Origin of the sequence: Moorella mulderi DSM 14980 (assembly GCF_001594015.1) — a bacterium.
Lineage (GTDB): Bacteria > Bacillota > DSM-521 > Neomoorellales > Neomoorellaceae > Neomoorella > Neomoorella mulderi.
Genome location: NZ_LTBC01000012.1, coordinates 11597 through 29411, shown reverse-complemented (window position 1 = coordinate 29411; position 17815 = coordinate 11597). Strand labels below are relative to the sequence as shown.

The 17815-nt window shown below is 54.0% G+C and carries 19 protein-coding genes; 4 read left to right on the top strand and 15 right to left on the bottom strand.

What is annotated here, in order from left to right:
• Positions 1-278: 278 nt before the first annotated feature.
• Positions 279-725, top strand: a complete 447-nt coding sequence (locus tag MOMUL_RS11825) for a helix-turn-helix transcriptional regulator (RefSeq protein ID WP_330219207.1) — start codon at positions 279-281, stop codon at positions 723-725.
• A gap of 317 nt (positions 726-1042) precedes the next feature.
• On the opposite strand, the gene MOMUL_RS11820 is transcribed toward MOMUL_RS11825, so the two are convergent.
• The 5 genes from MOMUL_RS11820 to MOMUL_RS11815 all read right to left on the bottom strand — a co-directional run bounded on the left by MOMUL_RS11820 (position 1043) and on the right by MOMUL_RS11815 (position 5495).
• The gene (locus MOMUL_RS11820; protein WP_161485015.1) at positions 1043-3475 is read right to left on the bottom strand and encodes a DEAD/DEAH box helicase; all 2433 of its coding nucleotides are present in this window, start codon (positions 3473-3475) and stop codon (positions 1043-1045) included.
• 183 nt (positions 3476-3658) lie between these two features.
• Positions 3659-3742 (bottom strand): hypothetical protein, encoded by an 84-nt coding sequence (locus tag MOMUL_RS17910; RefSeq protein ID WP_407937694.1) that lies wholly within the window; start codon positions 3740-3742, stop codon positions 3659-3661.
• Complete coding sequence (locus tag MOMUL_RS17905; RefSeq protein WP_084785622.1) at positions 3723-3947, bottom strand: NgoMIV family type II restriction endonuclease; 225 nt, start codon at positions 3945-3947, stop codon at positions 3723-3725. Before MOMUL_RS17905 ends, MOMUL_RS17910 begins: the two co-directional genes overlap by 20 nt.
• A 7-nt stretch (positions 3948-3954) precedes the next feature.
• Positions 3955-4095, bottom strand: a complete 141-nt coding sequence (locus MOMUL_RS16280; protein ID WP_161485014.1) for a DNA cytosine methyltransferase — start codon at positions 4093-4095, stop codon at positions 3955-3957.
• A gap of 269 nt (positions 4096-4364) precedes the next feature.
• Positions 4365-5495, bottom strand: coding sequence for a ParA family protein (locus tag MOMUL_RS11815; RefSeq protein ID WP_062285168.1), 1131 nt, complete (start codon positions 5493-5495; stop codon positions 4365-4367).
• Between the two features lie 123 nt (positions 5496-5618).
• Between MOMUL_RS11815 and MOMUL_RS11810 the strand changes: the two genes are divergently transcribed.
• Both MOMUL_RS11810 and MOMUL_RS11805 read left to right on the top strand, forming a co-directional pair.
• Positions 5619-6101: a type II toxin-antitoxin system VapC family toxin gene (locus MOMUL_RS11810; protein WP_062285167.1), complete on the top strand. Its 483-nt coding sequence runs from the start codon at positions 5619-5621 to the stop codon at positions 6099-6101.
• Positions 6102-6104: 3 nt separating this feature from the next.
• A complete protein-coding gene (locus MOMUL_RS11805; RefSeq protein ID WP_062285165.1) occupies positions 6105-6284 on the top strand; it encodes a hypothetical protein in 180 nt (59 codons plus the stop codon).
• Positions 6285-6335: 51 nt separating this feature from the next.
• Here the strand turns inward: MOMUL_RS11805 and MOMUL_RS11800 are convergent, their stop codons facing one another.
• The 4 genes from MOMUL_RS11800 to MOMUL_RS11785 are packed head-to-tail and all read right to left on the bottom strand — an operon-like array spanning position 6336 to position 10092.
• On the bottom strand, positions 6336-6689 hold the full coding sequence (locus tag MOMUL_RS11800) for a hypothetical protein (RefSeq protein ID WP_062285163.1): 354 nt from the start codon (positions 6687-6689) through the stop codon (positions 6336-6338).
• Positions 6690-6708: 19 nt separating this feature from the next.
• Positions 6709-7662, bottom strand: coding sequence for a M23 family metallopeptidase (locus MOMUL_RS11795; RefSeq protein ID WP_236713102.1), 954 nt, complete (start codon positions 7660-7662; stop codon positions 6709-6711).
• Entirely contained in the window at positions 7659-9458 is a 1800-nt protein-coding gene (locus MOMUL_RS11790; RefSeq protein WP_062285161.1) for a VirB4 family type IV secretion system protein, read from the bottom strand. Before MOMUL_RS11790 ends, MOMUL_RS11795 begins: the two co-directional genes overlap by 4 nt.
• A 4-nt stretch (positions 9459-9462) precedes the next feature.
• The gene (locus MOMUL_RS11785; protein WP_062285159.1) at positions 9463-10092 is read right to left on the bottom strand and encodes a TraC-like domain-containing protein; all 630 of its coding nucleotides are present in this window, start codon (positions 10090-10092) and stop codon (positions 9463-9465) included.
• A gap of 109 nt (positions 10093-10201) precedes the next feature.
• Between MOMUL_RS11785 and MOMUL_RS11780 the strand changes: the two genes are divergently transcribed.
• Entirely contained in the window at positions 10202-10930 is a 729-nt protein-coding gene (locus MOMUL_RS11780) for a hypothetical protein (protein ID WP_062285157.1), read from the top strand.
• A 195-nt stretch (positions 10931-11125) separates the two neighbouring features.
• On the opposite strand, the gene MOMUL_RS11775 is transcribed toward MOMUL_RS11780, so the two are convergent.
• From MOMUL_RS11775 to MOMUL_RS11750, 6 genes are all read right to left on the bottom strand, one after another.
• The gene (locus MOMUL_RS11775; protein WP_062285155.1) at positions 11126-11419 is read right to left on the bottom strand and encodes a PrgI family mobile element protein; all 294 of its coding nucleotides are present in this window, start codon (positions 11417-11419) and stop codon (positions 11126-11128) included.
• A gap of 3 nt (positions 11420-11422) precedes the next feature.
• The gene (locus tag MOMUL_RS11770) at positions 11423-12283 is read right to left on the bottom strand and encodes a conjugal transfer protein TrbL family protein (protein WP_330219206.1); all 861 of its coding nucleotides are present in this window, start codon (positions 12281-12283) and stop codon (positions 11423-11425) included.
• A gap of 62 nt (positions 12284-12345) precedes the next feature.
• Positions 12346-12693 (bottom strand): hypothetical protein, encoded by a 348-nt coding sequence (locus MOMUL_RS11765; RefSeq protein WP_236713101.1) that lies wholly within the window; start codon positions 12691-12693, stop codon positions 12346-12348.
• 17 nt (positions 12694-12710) lie between these two features.
• Positions 12711-14543 (bottom strand): VirD4-like conjugal transfer protein, CD1115 family, encoded by a 1833-nt coding sequence (locus tag MOMUL_RS11760; RefSeq protein WP_062285239.1) that lies wholly within the window; start codon positions 14541-14543, stop codon positions 12711-12713.
• A gap of 2 nt (positions 14544-14545) precedes the next feature.
• On the bottom strand, positions 14546-17062 hold the full coding sequence (gene mobP3 / locus MOMUL_RS11755; protein WP_062285154.1) for a MobP3 family relaxase: 2517 nt from the start codon (positions 17060-17062) through the stop codon (positions 14546-14548).
• Positions 17059-17448, bottom strand: coding sequence for a ribbon-helix-helix domain-containing protein (locus MOMUL_RS11750; protein ID WP_062285152.1), 390 nt, complete (start codon positions 17446-17448; stop codon positions 17059-17061). The genes mobP3 and MOMUL_RS11750 overlap by 4 nt, the downstream gene beginning before the upstream one ends.
• Between the last annotated feature and the right edge of the window lie 367 nt (positions 17449-17815).

The following is a 17815-nucleotide window of genomic DNA, read 5'->3' as shown; positions in this document are numbered from 1 at the left end:
TCCTGCGAAAAGCTCTGATATTACTGTTTATATAACAAAGACTGGTAAGAAGTACCACCTTGATAGGTGCAATTCCCTGGCAAAGAGCAAAATACCGATTATCCTGGAGGAAGCAAAGAGCAAGGGATATACGCCTTGTAAAGTGTGCGGGCCACCGCAGTAAAATGAAGGAGGGTCATAAATGGGAATTAATTTGGCGGATATGTTTTTAGTGAACCCATTCCTATTCATCTTTGGACTCCACCTTAACGCGCAACCGTGCAGAGAATACCGTTGTTATGTTAGTAGAACATCGGATATCCTTACCAACATTATTTCGTGGAAATATGTTGTCGGGGGATACCCCGGGTGCCAGGCTCAGACGAGCTAGGCTGGCTAAAAACATGACCATCCATGACCTTGCTGTAGCGACCGGCCTAAGTGTAAAAACCATTGGCAACTTGGAAGCAAATAGGACTCGTGCTTTGCTTCCCCACCTCCGGGTTTTGGCCCAGGTTCTTAATGTACCGTTATATTATATAGGTTGCTTCGAGAATTTACCTGAAAAAACCTTGGGCCAACGGATTAGAAAAGCCCGGGTGTTCCATGGTTTAACAAAAGAAGAGTTGGCCCAGTCTATTGGCGTGAACCCTAAGACCTTGCAGAGTTGGGAACAGGACAAGCGCAAACCGCTTCAACGCTATCTTACTGCATTGAAGGCCTATTTGGCAATACTGGGAAAGTAGCCTGAGATTAACGGCAGCCAACGAAAAAAATAAAGGCTGTTAAATGGTACTTAATCGTTGGCCCAAACTTTATAAAAAATTAATGAAGTTGGCGATCATCAATTCCCTGTGGTATAACAGAGGTGGATAATTCTTAGGAAGGGTGATAACCGCCAACATTACCAAGATATAACAAGTCAAAAGAAAACTAAATATCCTTCAGAAGCTTTTCTAACTTGCCCGCTTAAGTACAAGTATCTTTAATACTATGCTCACTAAAAGCCAAATAGCAATATATCCCATGTATTTCTCTAAATAAATATCTTTCCCAGCTCGTATTAGTGAGGGAGCCTCAAATCAGTAAAGAAGGTGGCGAGAAAACTACGCGGTATTAGATAGGAAGCCGCTAATATCCTTCCTACCTCCTCTTCCATCCAGGCTCCAGGGGCTTTCGTGGCCAGAGCAGCAGTAAAAGACCTAACTTTTTCGCATAACCTGTTAAGGCCTTCACAGGTAAGAACTTTCGTCCCTGCAGGTGGGAAAGCGTCCGGGGCTGCTTTATTGCTAGGATGTACCAAAATTGGCGTCATCTCAGCCTCACCGTATTCGCTTCTAAACCAGTTAACGCTGTTAGCAAGTTGTCCCGCTTCCTTCTTTGCTATGAAGTCACGATTGGGATCAACCTGGTTTTTTACTTCAATTACCAGGTAATGCCCTTTTGTAAGCACCCACAAGACGTCAGGGCCGCGGCCGTACTCCTTTTCTGGCCTTTGCGCCCTAAAGCCAAGGATGTTCCCCAGGTCTTCAAAGGCCTGTTCGAAAGTATTGCTATCTACTCCAAAAGCTAATTTGTCGAGAATGCTGCTTACATATACGAGCATGGTATTAGGATCCTCATACTGCCGGACCCACTGGACCACCCGGCTAGCCTGTACTCCTGCATAAGCTGCAATCTTCTTATATTTTATTCCTTCTAGGGGCCGCAGCAAATTTCTATTTAGTTCATGGGCTTTTCTCTGGATTTCTTGAGCCCGGGCTGGATCGGTACGGTGACAAAAGTGAGCGGCAAGTTGCAAGTACCAGCCCTTATCGGCGTTGTCATTTAGTTTTAATTCATCCAGAGCCTGCTGGATAACCTGTGCTGCTTCAGATCCCTGGTTAGCCTGGAACAGCTTTATTGCTTTTCTTTCCACCACTGCAAGCTGCCTTGGCAATGGGTTTGGTTGCACTTCTTCCAAGTCTGCTAACCGCTGGCGGTGAAATTTTTTCCAGCCAGGATCTTGCTTCAAGCACTGCTCGATAAGTTGCCCCAGCTTGTTCAGGATATCCCCACCACTATCCCGGATTCTCCTAGCAAGATCACGCCCTATCTCGAGCTGCCGCCGTGTCTCAGGCGAGAGCAGCTGCTGGTTCTGCTTTGTAATCACGAACGAAACCAGATCATGGTCTACCAGCAGTACAGCACAATAATCACTACCCGAACGGACACCACGCCCAAGCCCTTGCTCTATCTTTTGGGCTTGGACTAGTCTCACTTGCTGGGAATCGGGACGCATAGCCATGACATACTGCTCATACAAGTCTCCCCCAACGGGTAACCCATCTAGAACAAGGATACGGCATGCATCTCCGGGTAAGTCAATACCATCGTACCTGTTTACAAGGACGATAATATTCCCTCTAGAATCATGTAGCTGCTTGATCGCCTCTTGTACTCCGATGTCCCTGCCTTCCCCTGCAACCCTGGCACCAATTTGTTGCCACCGGCTTGCTGCGTTAAAAGAAGGACATAAGACCACGATATTATAGCCCTTCCTAGCAAACGTGGCAACCCACGGGTAGATTTCCTCCTTTGAAATACTACTATCGATAAGACCAGGAGCAATGATCAGCCTCTCGCCAACGTCCCCCTTGATTTTTGGATGGAGTGGATTACTAAAGATATCCTCACTCAAGCCAAAATCTCTGATGAGGGCGGCATCATCTATCAGGGTAGCAGATAGATAGAATCTCCGTTTAGCCCTTTTAAAAGCCGGGATACGTTCAACTGGTAGTACATGAGGGGTGATCAAGATCTTTCGACCTGAGACAAGGCAATGGCAAATTTCAAGGCAACCTTGCATAAGGGGCCAGGCGAACTTTACATTTCCCTCTTCTTCCCTGCTTAACTGGCTAAGAATACTTGCTACATCATTCAAGCAATTTAACCACGCCCAGTACGGGACAGCAAGGAAAGCAGCTGAATCTCCTTCAAAGATGCTAGCTGCTGTACCGGCTGATTGCTCTTCTAATACTCCCCTAAAAAGGCCCAAAAACTGACTATATCCTACTTCTTCCCTCTGAAACGTGATGCTTGCCTGTTCCCTGGCAATAGCCAGGCAACTATGGGCGTCATCGATCACTATAGCACCCACTTCAACAGGGGAAGAGGATCTACCCTCAACCCCAAAGACCGATTGGCCGTTAAAAAATCTGGAGAACGTAGTTACAAGAATGGCCTCACTATTTAGAAACTCAAAAGGTAACGGATTCCTAGGAACATCCCGTAATACGGTTATACCATATTGCCTTGCCTGGTTTACCACCTGATCAACTAGCTGGTGAGTAGGGCAAAGGTAGAGAGCTGGTCCAATACCCTCATTGAGGGAGGACTGGAGCATCAAAAGTCCAACCAGGGTCTTACCTGAGCCAGTATTCATCTTCACAATAGTATCTCGTTTTTCCCTGTTGCCATACCATGCATCCAGGACATCGACCTGGACATCACGCAAGTACTCACACCCTGGCGCCCTTACCAGGCTATGGAATAATTCTTTGGGATCGACCGGGGATTGGTTATTGCCTTCTTCTATTAAACTAGTAAAGTCTATCATGTAATCCCCCCAAAGCAGATAGTATTATCCTTTTCTCCTCCTAGTTAGTATTGAGTCTCGCCAATAATGAAAATAGGCTTATCACACGGCAAGATCAAAAGGCAAGTCAGTAATGTCGCGGAAGCGACGGCAACTTACGAGGGTATTAAGCTGCCTGGTCTTCATTACCACTCTCCAGGATGCTTTTTGGAGCTCGTATAGCGCCCCCATGGTAAGTGTTATCTATATCACCAGTGCCCAGGACAATCGAAGCCAGCCGTGAGGGCATGGGCTTAAGGGTTACAATAACTATATGTTGCGTCTTCCCCTTGCGTTTCCTGATAAGGTTAAGCACCTCAGTACACGTGTTCTGTGCCCTGTCGTTCCACATAGTCCATTTACAGATAATTAAAGTTATGGGTTAATACGGCAGCAGGATCGATATCGAAACCAAAACCTATTCTAAATCCGATCTGGCGGAAACCCTCGTCGAGGCCTCCTGCCCCGGAAAAGAAGCTCAATACCCGCAAGTCATTCACAATTATCTTCCCACTCCTTTAGTATTCGACAGCAAAAGGTAAAAACCTTCCACGATTGGTTACAAGCTCCTTATTATAATTAACCCCCTATAACCAAAATTTCCTCTCTCTATCCAGGGATAATAATAGATATTGGTAATAATCGTTTAATTAACCATAGAAGGGGCAATTTTAACTGCTCCAGGTTTACCGTTACAACTTAAAACAACCACCGCATTTTAACATTTGCAAATTAAATATTCTTACCGCTGGTAACAATTGGGACAGCGCTAATCGCAATTACTCCAAAGTCTCTTCCAGGGCCAGAAAGAACTTTTCTTTTTGGCCTGGGGCAATACTGGCCGCAAAAGCTCGGCAAGTTCCTCATCCGGCATACATAAAGGATCGGGGTGGTGCGGCATCACGTATACTTTTAACTCCGGGATTCTCCTTATTTCCCTCACCTCCCGTTCCGCCGGGGCCACCAAGGCCAGGCGGAATGAAGCCAACGGCTCAATCTTTAATAAGTCACCCCAGCGCCACCTGGCGGCACTGGCCACCAGGACGGCCAGGTTGGATCTAAAAGCCTCCCTGGTCCTCTTTTTGTCAGCTACACCTAAATCGCGGACAATATATTCATACCGCCCGGCACTCAACTCCGGCAAAAGCTCGTCAAATATAAAATTATTACCATCACCTTCTATGAATTTGTCAACCTCGGTTTTAGCAAAAGGAAACACATCAAAGCGTTTTATACGTCTTGCCTTGTTTACCCGGCCGGCGTCCGCCTTGATAATTTTAAGGTAATCCTTCATTACCGGCTCCTGGCTGTCTTCCACCAGGGCCACATTATGGCCCTGCCTGGCTAAAAAAGCGCTGATGGCCAGGGCAGTATGGGTGCAGCCTAACCCTGACGCGGCCCCGGCCACGGCAATAGTCACCACCCCCACCGGGCGCTGCTCGATGACTACTTTTTCCTTTACCTGTTCTTCTCCAGTTAAGCCAGTCATGATATGCCACCGGGCGGCCTGGGCGTAGGTTGCAGGGACGCGGTTAAGGGCCTGGGCGACTAAATCACCCCAGTCGTCCCTAAACGGGCCGCTGATAACATCATACACTCCTAGGCCCACCAGGGAGGCCACCGTCGCATCTCCAGGCTCCCGTCCAGGGGCAAGGAGGATCACCCGGACCGTAGGCCTGGATATGCGGTAACCCTGGACGGCGGCCACCAGGTCCGGACCCGGCCCGGCATCTATATCGAGAATCAGGGCGTCAGCCGCCACCCTGGCGGCAGATTGGAGGGCATTGCGAATGCCCAAGGAATCCATCGTCCCGGCCTGGTCGAATACCACTTCACCGTGTTCTTTCACGGCTTTTCTCACCTGTTCCGCCCTGGCCGGAGTAAGGATTAAAGCATACATAATGAGTCTCTACCCCTTTCATATAACTACCAGTAATTCCAAATTGTTATTGATATTTCCACCTTCGCTATTGCCTCCGAGTGCTTTTTAGGCTATATTAAAGTAAAATCGGGGTGATAATCCGTGGGAGAAAAACCAACATTATACCTGGAGACAACCATCCCCAGCTACCTTGCAGCCAGGTTAAGCCGCGATTTGATAGTAGCTGCCAATCAACAGGCAACCCGTGAATGGTGGATTTATGAAAGGGACAAATTTCAAATATACATCTCCCAAGCTGTTGTAGTAGAAGCGCAAGCTGGGGATCCTGAAGTTGCTTCTTTAAGGTCCAGTTATCTCGAAGGCCTTGAAATCTTACCTGTAACAGATGAAGTTGAAAAGCTGGCAAGAAAATATATCACTGTGCTAGGAATTCCCCAAAAATCAGCATTAGACGCCGTTCATCTCGCATACGGAGTGGCATATAACCTGGATTACATTTTAACCTGGAATTGCAAACATCTCGCCCACGGTGAGGTTCGTAAAAAACTAAAACGATATAACGCTTCAGTAGGATTAGAAACCCCGGAAATTGTTACTCCACTTGAACTAATGGGGAGGAATTAAGTTATGGCCTACGATGATCCCATTGTGAATGAAGTAAGAAAGACACGTGAACTAATTCTAGAAAAATGTCAAGGTGATATGGATAGATTTTTTAAATTCATCCGCGAAGAACAAAACAAAAACCCGGAAAGACTTACCAAACCTGCAGTCGTAAAAAAATCACTACAGAAAGTAAGCTTATAAAGGCCAATATGATATACCCCCTCAAGATTAGAGGGGGTATATCTATATTTTTTAGCTATCCCTTACCAAAGACCTAGCAAATACCCTTTGTAGTACGCCCAGTACCCGAGCGGGGCTTTCACCCCGGCCCACGGCCACCGCCCCGACCAGGAGGGCCAATTCCGGCGTTATCGCCCGCCGGGGGACCTCCCGCCCGACGCCAAAAAGGATTTCCACCAGCAGCAAAAGGGGCTGAGCCTGCAACAGGGTATATTCCTTCAGCGGCACCCTTAGCGCCGGATTTCCCGGATCCGCCAGGGCCAGGGCCTGCCTGGCCACTTCAGCGTTTTTCCTGGCCAGGTCTGCCGCCTCCAGGTGGGCGGCATAAACCTGGACGGCATGCTCATATTTACTGGCCTCATCCATCTTCTCACCCTCCATTCGTTTACTTAAAGTAATTAATCGGGTTGACCGGCTGGCCGTGTACCCTGACCTCAAAATGCAGGTGCGGCCCGGTGCTCTTGCCCGTGCTGCCGCTGTAGGCGATCACGTCACCCGCCCTAACCTGCTGTCCCCGCTGGACGGCGATCTGGGACAGGTGGGCATAGATGGTAACCATGTCGCCATGCTCGATGTAGACAGCATAACCGAAGTTCCCCATCCACCCGGCCACTACCACCACTCCGTCGGCGGCGGCATGGACCGGTGTCCCCATGGGCGCGGCGATGTCCACTCCGGTGTGGAAGCTGCTATTGCCGTTAACCGGATCTATACGGTAGCCGAAAGGTGAAGTGATGGCGTTAATGCCCGGCGTGGGCCACTTTACATTGCCCTCCACCGGCGTCCACCCATCCGGCACTCCCGGCTCCGTACCCAGGAGGAAGGAAAGGTCCACCTGGAGGATGTTCTTCACCTTCTCCCGCTGCTTGACGTTAAACCTTAAATCATCAAGAACTTCATCCAGGGAACGCAGCCGGTAGGTCGGGTAGCTGGTACAGCTCGGCGGGTCGCCGCCGTCGCAGACTTCGCAGCTCCCGGACTCTTCGATGAACATCCGGGCCAGCTCTTCCGCCCTGCCCGGATTGGCCTTGCGGAAGTCCTGGTCCAGCCGCACGGCGTCGATGGCCAGCAGGGGCTGCCAGTCCACCGTAACCCCGGGGTCGCAAGGGGACTTAGTGCTGTCGCTCACCTTTTTGGCCGCGTCCACGTACATCTGGGCCTGGGAAGGGGTGACGATGGGCACCCGTTCCCATATGGTAATCGGCCCGGCGAAAAAAAACAGCAGCAGGGCGACTGGAGCAAAAAGTATCGCCAGTACCCACATCAGGGCTTTTTCCGGCTTCTCCGGCAGGAAGGCCAGGACCACCCGGACAACCAGTCCTGCAGGGGAGGCCATCATTGACCGCCCCCAACCAGGTAGGGCATTTCATAAGGCGCGGCTTCAATCCGTACCTGCACCCGTTGGGTCCCGGCCACCAGCAGGCCCTCTCCGCGTTTAGCTGACGCCAAAAGATCGTGCTCGGCTTCCGAGAGGTTCATAAGAGCGGTGATGGCTTCCAGGTCCTTTTCCCCCTGGGCCAGTAGCAGCTTATAGGTGGGGTTATCAAGCAGCGCTTGGCCGTGGCGGGCCACTTCCGGGGCCAGGAAGTCCACCACATTCTGGCTGATGACCACCAGGCCGCCCATATATTTTCTAATGCGCTTCGAGGTGTCCCGCAGAAAAGCCAGGGCCTGGGGCGTCTGGGGGTCCACTAAAAGCCACGCCTCATCCACCACCAAAAGGGTCCTTTCCTGGCGGTCCTTTTCAATTTGGTGCCACGCAAAAGAAAGGACATTGAAATACTGCGCCCGGCGGACGGCATCATCGGCGTTCTGCAGGTCGTGGACATCCAGGATGATCAGGTCGCTGTCGGCAGATGCCGTGGTCGGCCCTGCCCACAAAGAGGCGTCGGCCCCTTCCGCCGCCCGGCGCAGGAGTACCGCCAGGCGGCCGTAAATATCCGGGCTTTCTCCCGCCCTGGCTGCGACATAAGCGTAAAGCTCCTTGGTGGTGGGCCACTCCTCCGGGGGTATAACGGCCGGGTCGGTCTGCCAGCCGATACCCGCCCGGCGGTAAACCTCTACCAGGGCTTCTTCCAGGGCCGCCCTCTCCAGGTCGCTTAAATCCCGCAGGTAGAGGGAAAAGAAGGTCCGCAGGGTCTGCAGGTGCAGGGCCAGGGGGCCCCTGGCGGTTGCCTTTTCTTCTTCCCCTTCTTCGTCCTCAACGGGCACGGGCCGTACCTGCAGGGGGTTGATGCGCCCCTTGCCCCCGGCGCAGTTGATCCAGGCGCCGTCAAGCAAGCGCGCCATCTCCCGGTACTCCCGTTCCGGGTCGATGATGATCACCCTGGCCCCCCGGGCCAGTTCCCGCAAGATGAGCATCTTCACGGCGAAGGATTTGCCGGCTCCGGGCTTGGCCAGAACGGTCCAGTTGGAGTTCGTCCTGTCCCCGCCACGCTGCCAGATGTCCACCAGCACCAGGCCCCCGTCGCGGTCGCGGCCCAGGACCACGCCGCTGCCGTCGTTGATGCCGCTGGCTGTAAAAGGAAAACTGGCGGCCACCGTCTCCGCCGGCATATTTCTCGCCCCGGCGTCCCTGATGCCGGGGGGCAGCACCGCCCAGGGGCCAGCCGCCTTCAAGCCTTCTTCCTGCCGGAAGACGGCCACCCTTCCCCGCATCCCAGCGGCGGCCAGGGCCGCTTCCACCTGCCTGGTCCTCCGGTCCAGGGCTTCCTGGTCCGGGGCCAGGACCAGGAGGATGACGGTCACGTAGAAAACCTGCTGCTGTTCCTGGTCAATCTTTCTCAGCAGCTCCTGGGCGTCCTTAAGGGCCTGCTCGGTGCGCTGCATCACCAGGGCGTTGCCGCCCAGCTCCAACCGGCCGGTGTACTCGCCGATGGCCCGGTTGATGGAAAGCACCAGGTTCGCCGGGTCGGTAGGGGTCACGTGGATGGAGGCCACCACCCCCGGCAGCCCGGCCACCCGGGCCAGCCAGGCCGGCCCTACCCGCGGGGGATAATCAGTTATGACCAACACCCTGGCCATCTGCTCACCGAATGTTATTTGTCTCGCCCCGAAGTCCAGGGCCTGGGGGGAGAGGACATCCAGCAGGCCGGTCAGGCCCCCGGTTGTTGTCGTGTTTTTGCTCCTCGCCATACGTCTAAGCTCCTTTCACCTGGGGCGCTAGATACGGCCCTGGTATTGGCGGCCGCTCGAAGGCCGCCTGGGCGGGATGGGTAAAAACAAAGACCAGGTCGATGATCTCCTGGTCGCTGCATACCCTAACCTTTAAGCCAGACCGTTCCAGGTTGCTTGCCAGTTCATGCGCCCTTTGCAGGACTTCTACCTGCTCCTTCCCCGGAAGCAAAATGTAATATCTTCTTTCCAGCGCTTCCCCGCTGGCCACCAGGGTGGCCACATAACGGGTGTACTCCTGCAGGAGCTTCTTCCGCGCCAGGTTGCCAGTCTCCCGGGCCAGGTCCTGCAGGCCCCGCAGGTAGGCGTCCAGGTCCACCGGCCGGCCCAGGGAAAGGATTTGGAAGGCCTCCCGCTGGCCGTTCAAGGCTTCGTGGACAGCGGTAATGACGCGCATCTTCTCATTCTCCGATTTAAGGGCCAGGTTGAAGGGCTCAACCTTCAATACGGCCACCACCTGGCCGTCTTTCCTGGTTATCACCCCGCCGGCGATGTCCTTCCAGGGCAGCCAGTCCTGAACCGCCTTCCGGGCCGCCGCCTGGTCAACCTGCTGCTGTTTGGCAGGTTTCTTTTTTCCCGATAATTTAAAAACCATATACTCACTCTCCCTTCAATTTGCAGGAAAAACCCATAAAGAATAGAAATAGCAATCAGTTATCCTCTGAGTTTTACTTTGTAGCGATTTTCTATTTGGAGGTACTATCATGGATATCACCTTTTTATTTCTGATAATTTCCCTTTTTCTTTTATCCGTTGTCCTTAATTTTTTAACGTCTCGGTCCAGCTTGGCTAAAGAAACACTAAATACTAAAGAGACAATGAAAACAACCCTCTCTAAGTTAGGTGTTAATGGTATTGATTGCATAAAATTCTTGCAATCCATTATCCCTCACAAACCGTTTAAATTAGTAAAAAAAGAAAGAAGCGTTGGGGCCCGCTTTGTTATCATAAATAGACGTTTAGAATTTGGAAAATCCCTGGAGAACAATACTGCAGAATCCATCATTGATGGGTCCCATGAATTTGCCCATACATTGCAGTCTCAGGGTTATTGGGTGCTCCTTTCTGTATTAAAAATTGGTACAATTATACCTTTGGTGGCACTAGTTCCAGCTATCTTTATATGGGGTCTATCTTCTCATACTATAACCATTGCTTTTATTTGTTTTATTATGTCTACTGCCGGAAGTATCCCACAAGAAGTTAATGCAGTAATTAGTTCCCTTTTTTTAAGTAAAATATATCTTATGCACAAAAAGCTTGATGAAGAGAGTATTAAAGAGTTTTTGGCGTTTGCAGAGCGTAAAATAAAAATAACAGCCACGTGGTATATACTCATGGAAATGGCTATCATCCTTAGGTTAACCATTGCATTTATCATAGTCTCAATACTAGTAAAATGGATACTGTTAAAATCGATATCATTGCCATAAGCGAAACCATAACAGCTAAAATTCTTAGACCAACCCACAATAAAACAGGAGCACTCAATGCTATTAATAAAGAATATACTATCCATCTTAGTAAAACCAAGCGTCTTTTAACATCAGACAAAATCCTCTCCCCCTTTAATTTAAAAATCCCATCACTGCTATCGGACATAATCCCCCATAATCTTGGTCTGACATTTACTTGCTCTTTCCCACGTAAAGGTAACGCCGCTGGGCCATGGACCAGCGCCGCCACTGTTGGATCAGGTCCAGGAGGCTCTGGCCGTTAGGCCCCTGTTTGGTGACGAAGAAGGCCAATCCCGGCGGCAGGACGAAGAGGACAAAGCGGACTACGGATTTGGTAAACAGGCCGGAAAGGAAAAACAACGCCAAACCCACTAAAGCCCCGGCAACTACTGCCGCCAGCTCAAACCACCCGAAGCCGGGGAAAAACTCAAATCTAGCCGTGACGTTGCGTGGTATCAGGTACAAACCTCATACCCCCCTCATGAACATGCGCCGCATGATATACATGGTCCCAGCCGCCTGGCCGGCCTGGCCCATGGCCCCTCCTAAGCCGGTGTGGTAGGCGAACTGCCGCAGGACGGCAGGAGTCTTGAAGGCCACCCAGAGCCAGCCGATCAGGAGGAACAACTTCAACACGTCGGAGTTAAAGGTAAAAGTCATGATGGTCGCGAGAAATCCCTTCATCATGAAGGTCTGCAGGGCCTGGGAACCGGACAGGACCACTAATTCCCGCCACCACACCGCCGCCACCCCTTCGTCGGCCCGGGTCAATCCCACCGCCATAATCGGTCCCACGGCGGCCAGGGCGGCCACCTCCACCGCGCGGATGCCGGTCTGGATGAGGATCAAGGCCCAGATGACGATAGCGATGATGGCGGTAATCATGATCAAGAAGGGCGTCGTTCCCACGGAAACGATAGTGTCGATGAAGTTGGCCGGGTTGGGATTTACCGAGGAAAGACTGGCCACGCTTTGAGCTAAATCGTTGCCCCAGGTGTAGACGGTCTTCACCAGCCAGGGCCCGGCCCCAATGACGGCTGCGGCCATAGCGGTGCGCTTCAACAGCCCCCCAGGGTCTGCCCCCGGGTCGCCGTGGGTGTGCAGGATGTAGACCTGCAATGCTTCTGCTCCCACCTTAACGGCCAGCAGGCTCCCGGCCACCGCCTGGGCCAGGTGGACGGCACTCTGGACATATACCGAGTCTAAAATCTGCAGCGCCAGGGCCATCTCGTTGCCAGCAAAGGCGGCGAAGGTGGTAAGGGCGTTCTCCATGATGCCGGCCAGGAACTTGTTGATAGCATTGATAATCAGGTTAGCGATTACATCCAAAATTCTTTCCCTCCCCCATAAAGGGAGCAGGCCCGGCAATACCGGGCCTGCGCTATATAAACCTAACCCTGGAAATAGCTTAAAAAGACCTTGGTAATGCCTACCGCTGATTCACCAATTGCGCCGCCAATAAGCACGTTGCGCATAGCCCGGTTGTGGGCAGCGGCCGTAGCCGGATCGCCGTCACTCATCTGTTTCATCAGGGCGTGGTAGCCGATTGCGGCACCAGACCCAGCGGGGATAATGCCTAACAGCCAGGAAGTGGCGTCATTCAAGAGGTTGATGGCCCCGGTGACAATCTGGGGCTGACCGCCGCTGGTGGCGGCAAAGGCGGCTTTGGCAAAGGCAAGCAGGATGACGGGCACATACGGGCCGGCTTTCTTTAGGACACCGGCAAGCTTTTCCAACATGGTTTCTCGTCCCCCTTTTAGAGATTAGAGATAACATCTGCGTCATTGTCCCCGGGCTCAACTGTAACGGCCTCTTGCCTCCCCGCCGTCGGCCCGGGTAACCACACCGGCGGGGCCGTTATCACCCCCTGATCAGGTTTTTCTGTAGCGGCAGGCGTTAAATCGCCAGCAATGGGCCAGGCCGAGAGGTCCAGCAAGGGCAATCGAGCCGGGTTTTCCCTGGCCTGGAGAATTAAAGCCCATCCCTTTGGCCAGCGCCGCACCTCGTCCGGTAGGAGCAAAGGCCTGCCGGTCAGACCCTCGGTGGTACCATGGGAATAATCGGTGGTCCTTACCTGGCTGGAGTAGCTTTCCGTCCGTACCGTATATTGGCCCGTCATGGCTGAAACAATTTTGGCGGTTTCTTCGTTCGTCGTGGACAAATAAACCCAGGTGGCGCAGTTGCCGGTGATGGTCCCGGCCGCTTCTTTGTACTTGGCCTTCAATTGGGCCAGGTCCTGGACGGCCAGGAGGAAACGCATCCCCCGCCCGGCCGCAACCGTGAGCCGATGGTCAAAATCAGGTACAGGAGGTAGGTTTCCTATCTCGTCCAGGAGGAAATTAACCCGGACCGGGAGCCTGCCGCCGCATCTATAGGCGGTATCCACCAGGGCCTGGTAAACCTGGCTGATGTACAGGGTGGCCAGGACGTTCCTGGTGCTCCTCTCGTCGGGCACAACCAGGAACACCGCTGCTTTTTCCAGCCCGAGGATTGTTATGTCGTGATCCTGTACTGCCGTCAGCCAGGCTACCTCCGGGTCGGCCCAGAGCCTTAGTTGCGCCGCCGTTCCAGTAAATATGGAGCTCCTGAGCCTGTCTTCGGACAGGGCCGCCACGCCGTAGGCCGCCCGGGCCGGGTGGCCCTGGGGAAAACGCCGGAAGTATTCGTCCAGCTTTTCTCCGCCGCCGCTGCCCAGTTCCGTCAGCAGGGCATAGGCGCTGGCCAGGTGCTTGGTTCCTTCGAGGGCCTGGTCCGCTACCGCCAGGGCTAAAGCCGCCGTCAGGCTCTCCTGGGCCTGGGGCCAGATGCTGTCCCCGTAGTGGGGCTGCTGGTGGGTGACGATGTTGCCTATATCCCAGGCCGCCTGGCTGGCGGCCGGGATATTCCCCTCCCGGAGGGCCTTGCTCACCGGCTCCAGGGGGTTCCAGCGGTTGCCCCTTAAGGGCTGGCGCAGATCTATCAGGACGACGGAATACCCCTGCCGCCTGAGATATCCCGCCGCCATGGCATAAAGCTCGCCCTTGGGGTCGGTGACCAGCATGGATTGCCCGGCCCCGGCCAGTGCCCAGATGGTGGGCATGATGATCCGCCGGGACTTGCCGCTCCGGGTGGCCCCGATGACCAGGCAGTGGGTATCACCAGCATCCAGCCAGGCGGTAAACCCCTTCCCCTCTTCCGCCCCTACCACGAAGCCGCCCGAAGATTTGCCGGTTAGATCCCAGGGGGTCAAAGTGGTGGCGATCTCTTTCCTCGTCCGCCACCGGGCTGTGCCGTGCTGGCCCTGGCCGGCCGCCTCCGGGCCGCCTATATCATCTTTTGCCTTACTTTTCCTCCTGGTAGCCGGCCACAAAATAGAAAGGGCTGCAGCTCCATAAGCGGGCTGCAGCCAGATCCAGGTGTTACGCATCTTTTCATCCTGCACCAATATTGCCGGCCCGGCCAGGGGGTGAGCCAGGATTTCTTTCTTCCAGGCTTCCAGGCCGGGCTTAATGCCGTGGGCTTTCATGAATAAGGGCAACTTTAACACCAACGGGGCCAATATTAGGTCCAATAAAACCAGGAGCAACAAAATGACATGGCGGAATTTTATTTTCACGGCATCCCCATCTCCCTTCTTTCTTCCCTTGCCCTCCGCCGGCGGCGTTCCAGATCCCTTTCCGTCGCCAGCAGGGCCTGGGCCTCGGCCCGGGTGCGCTCCCGCTCCAGTGCCCGCCAGGCGGCCTTCCAGACGTCATGGGTTATGCCCGTATTCCTCACCATTTGGCGCGGGATATTTACGTCCCAGGGCGACGGCGGGGCCTCGTCTATCCCCAGTTTGGCCATCAACCTGTCCCAGCTCCGTTTGCCCAGCCAGAGGTCATCCTGGCCTATGGTTACCCGGTCCAGGACATCCAGCAGCCTGGCTTCCGTTATCTTCACCCCGGCCCGCCGGCACCAGCTGCGTAGTATTTCTTCCCGGCCGGCTTCATCCACTCCCAGGGCTTTCATGGTTGAGGTCATGGTCGCCATGGTCCAGCGCAGTTCCCTGGGATCATCCGGCCTGTCGCCGGCTTCCCTGATAGCAGTTAAAGCCGGGATAATGCGCTCTTCTACCAGGCGGACGTTCAATTGCTCCCTTAACTCCTGTTTTTGTTTATCCTCCGGCCCGGGCCTCTTTATGCCGAACCAGGGATAAAGGAGGTCGTGTTCTTCCAGCCCCAGGTTTTCGGTCAGGCGCTGCCAGGCGTCTCTGCTAATGTGCCGGGGAGCGCTCAGGCCCTGTTCTTCGCACTTGCGGGCCAGTTCTTCCATGCGGCTGATCTCGTTGGCTATTACTTCTGCGATCTTATCCTCATTCAACCCGGCCTGCCGGCCGAACCTTACTGCTGCTTCCCGGACTATCTCGGGAGGAGCTTCCAGTCGGGTCATAGCCCGGTAGATGGTGCCTACCGTCCAGTAGATCTCTGCGTAGTCGCCCTTAATTAGGTCTGCTCTGGCCGCCAGGAGTTTTGCCGCGGCTTCCATTTGCCTGCGGGGGTGGAGCACCATTTCTATATCCGGCACTTCCCGGGGTAGTAAGTCATAGGCCCTGGCCACCGCCTGGTCGGCTATGTATTCTAGGAGGCGAGTGGTCTTGTCCGGGTTGCTATTATTAAGCTCGCCGAACCTCCCCTGTAGCTCTTCCCGGTTAAGGAGCAGCATGGCGAGGTCTCTGGCCTTCTTCTGTAGGTCTTCCGGGAGGTAGGCGAGACCCGGTTTGCCCTGCTGATCAGGCATTGTTTCCGCTAGCTCTTTAAGGCGCTCGATTATTTCTTTTTGCAGTTCGTCTTTTAGTTGGGGCTTTATGACCGGGGCTTCTGGTTTTTCTCCGCGGTAGGCCCTGTTTACGCCACGGCATACGCTCCGCCAGAGCCTTTGGGCGCTCTCTTCTGAAGTCACATAAACTATATGTCTTGGTATCAGATGCCTTTCGCTAGCCTGTCCAGTAACCAGGATCAGGGCTTTTTCTTCTGCCGCGTCTTCTTCTACCACCGGGCTGATAGTGGGTTCCAGGAGCTCCAGGTGTTTCTGGATGGCGGCTGCTCCTTTTAAGACTTCCTGGGCCAGTCGGTCGCGGATGTCTTCGTAGGCCTTCCGGGCCGCCTCGTCCAGGGCTCCCGGCTGCATGGTATAATGGCTTGCTAGCTGCCGCGCCAGCTCCCGGTAACGTTCCGTGGACTGTCTAAAGCTAGGTTGTTTTAAGAGCCAATCCGCTGTTTCCCTGGCCTTCTCCTTAACTTCTTCAGGCATGTAGGCCAGGGCGATGCGCCCTTTCCCCGGCATTACCCGCGCCAGGTCCAAAAGCCTCCCACCTAGCTCGTCTTCCCTGCCAGGGGTAAGGACGGGCAGCATCTTCGGATTTGCCCCCGTCAAGGCCCTGGCTTCCAGCCGGGCCATTTGCACCTCGCGCATAAACTCCGTAACTTTCGATATATCGTTGCCTGCCAGTTCCCTGATCGCGTCCCTGATGGCCGTCTTTTCTGCCGTAAGGCGGTCCCTTTCCTCACGAAAAACCTCCCGGGCAAAGGAACGGAAAACCCCTTTTCTTTCTCCCGGCTCCAGGTAGCCCTGCCTCCTGGCGGCGCCGTGTTCTTCCTCCCAGATAACCACATGGCAATGAGGATGGCCCTCTTTGCGGTGGAAGGCCGCCACCCAGCGGGCATGGTCCGGGTCCAGGTGCATGGCCGTGATGGCGTTGTTAACGCCGTTCTCAATGGCAGCCTGCCACTTTTCCCGCTCCACCAGGCCCAGGCGTTCCGCGTCGTCCTGCCGCAGGGAAACTATCACCCGCCAGACAGGCAGGTTGTGCCTGGTCAGCTTGCTCCCTATCTCCTGCCAGTCGGGGACCGGCTCTCCTTCCGGCCCGAAAAGGCCGGAACTTCCGGGCCTTTCCGCCGCATACTTTACATGCCCGGCGGCGGTACCTCTTTCAATGGGGTAATCCTCATCCCCGACCCGGAAGGAACCGGCATCACCCCTGTCGGCTTCGGGCTTGGTGGCGATATACCGGATATGGTTATAATTACAGGCCATCTTTTTGGTGCCGGGTTGGTAGTATGCCACGTTGACGATGACCACGCTTTTGCTCATCCGTTAACCTCTCCATCATTTTCAGATAAACGTAAATATTCTAGTGCCTTTTTCCTGGCTACGTGGTAGATATTCGCAGCATCATGTTTGCCCAGGTCATTGAGTACCTGGACATTAAGGAACATGGCCGTGGCCCCGGCCATGGTAGATTTGACCATCAGCTTTGCCAGCCGGTCCACGTCTTTTTTGATTGCCCGGCGTATCGCCTGGTCCAGAGCTTCGCGGCCTTCGATGGCTGCTCCTTCGCTCAAGGCCCGGTTTAAAATTTCCCGCACTAAAACCGCAATTGAAAGTTCACGCCGGATTGCTTCGGCTTTTAATCTGGCGGTCAGGTCATCGTCGATCCAAAGGTTTACGCGGTGCTTAAAACGTCCTTGTTTGGGCATCGTCAATAACCCCCCACGTAAAAATATAGAAATATCAAGTAAAAGTAGATATGCCCCCGCTAGTCATGTCACCTAATCATCATTGCCCCCTCCCAAATTTGCACCCCAAAAAATTCAAATACCACGCGGCTCTGCCGCGTGTGTGGTGGCGCGCCCCCCCGGGGCGCTTAACCTGCCTTCAGGACGGCCGGCAAGGTCCGGCCGTCCTGGGGGGCGCCGAAGGCGCTCCCCGGCCTTCAAAAAGGAACGCACCGGCGTTGGCCGTAATGCGGCGCTCCTTCCGTCAAGGTTTGCCTGGCTCCTGGAATCAGGAAGGCCTGCACTGGCAGGCCAACCTTTGGTACTCTGGTCTAATTTAAGTTGCCCG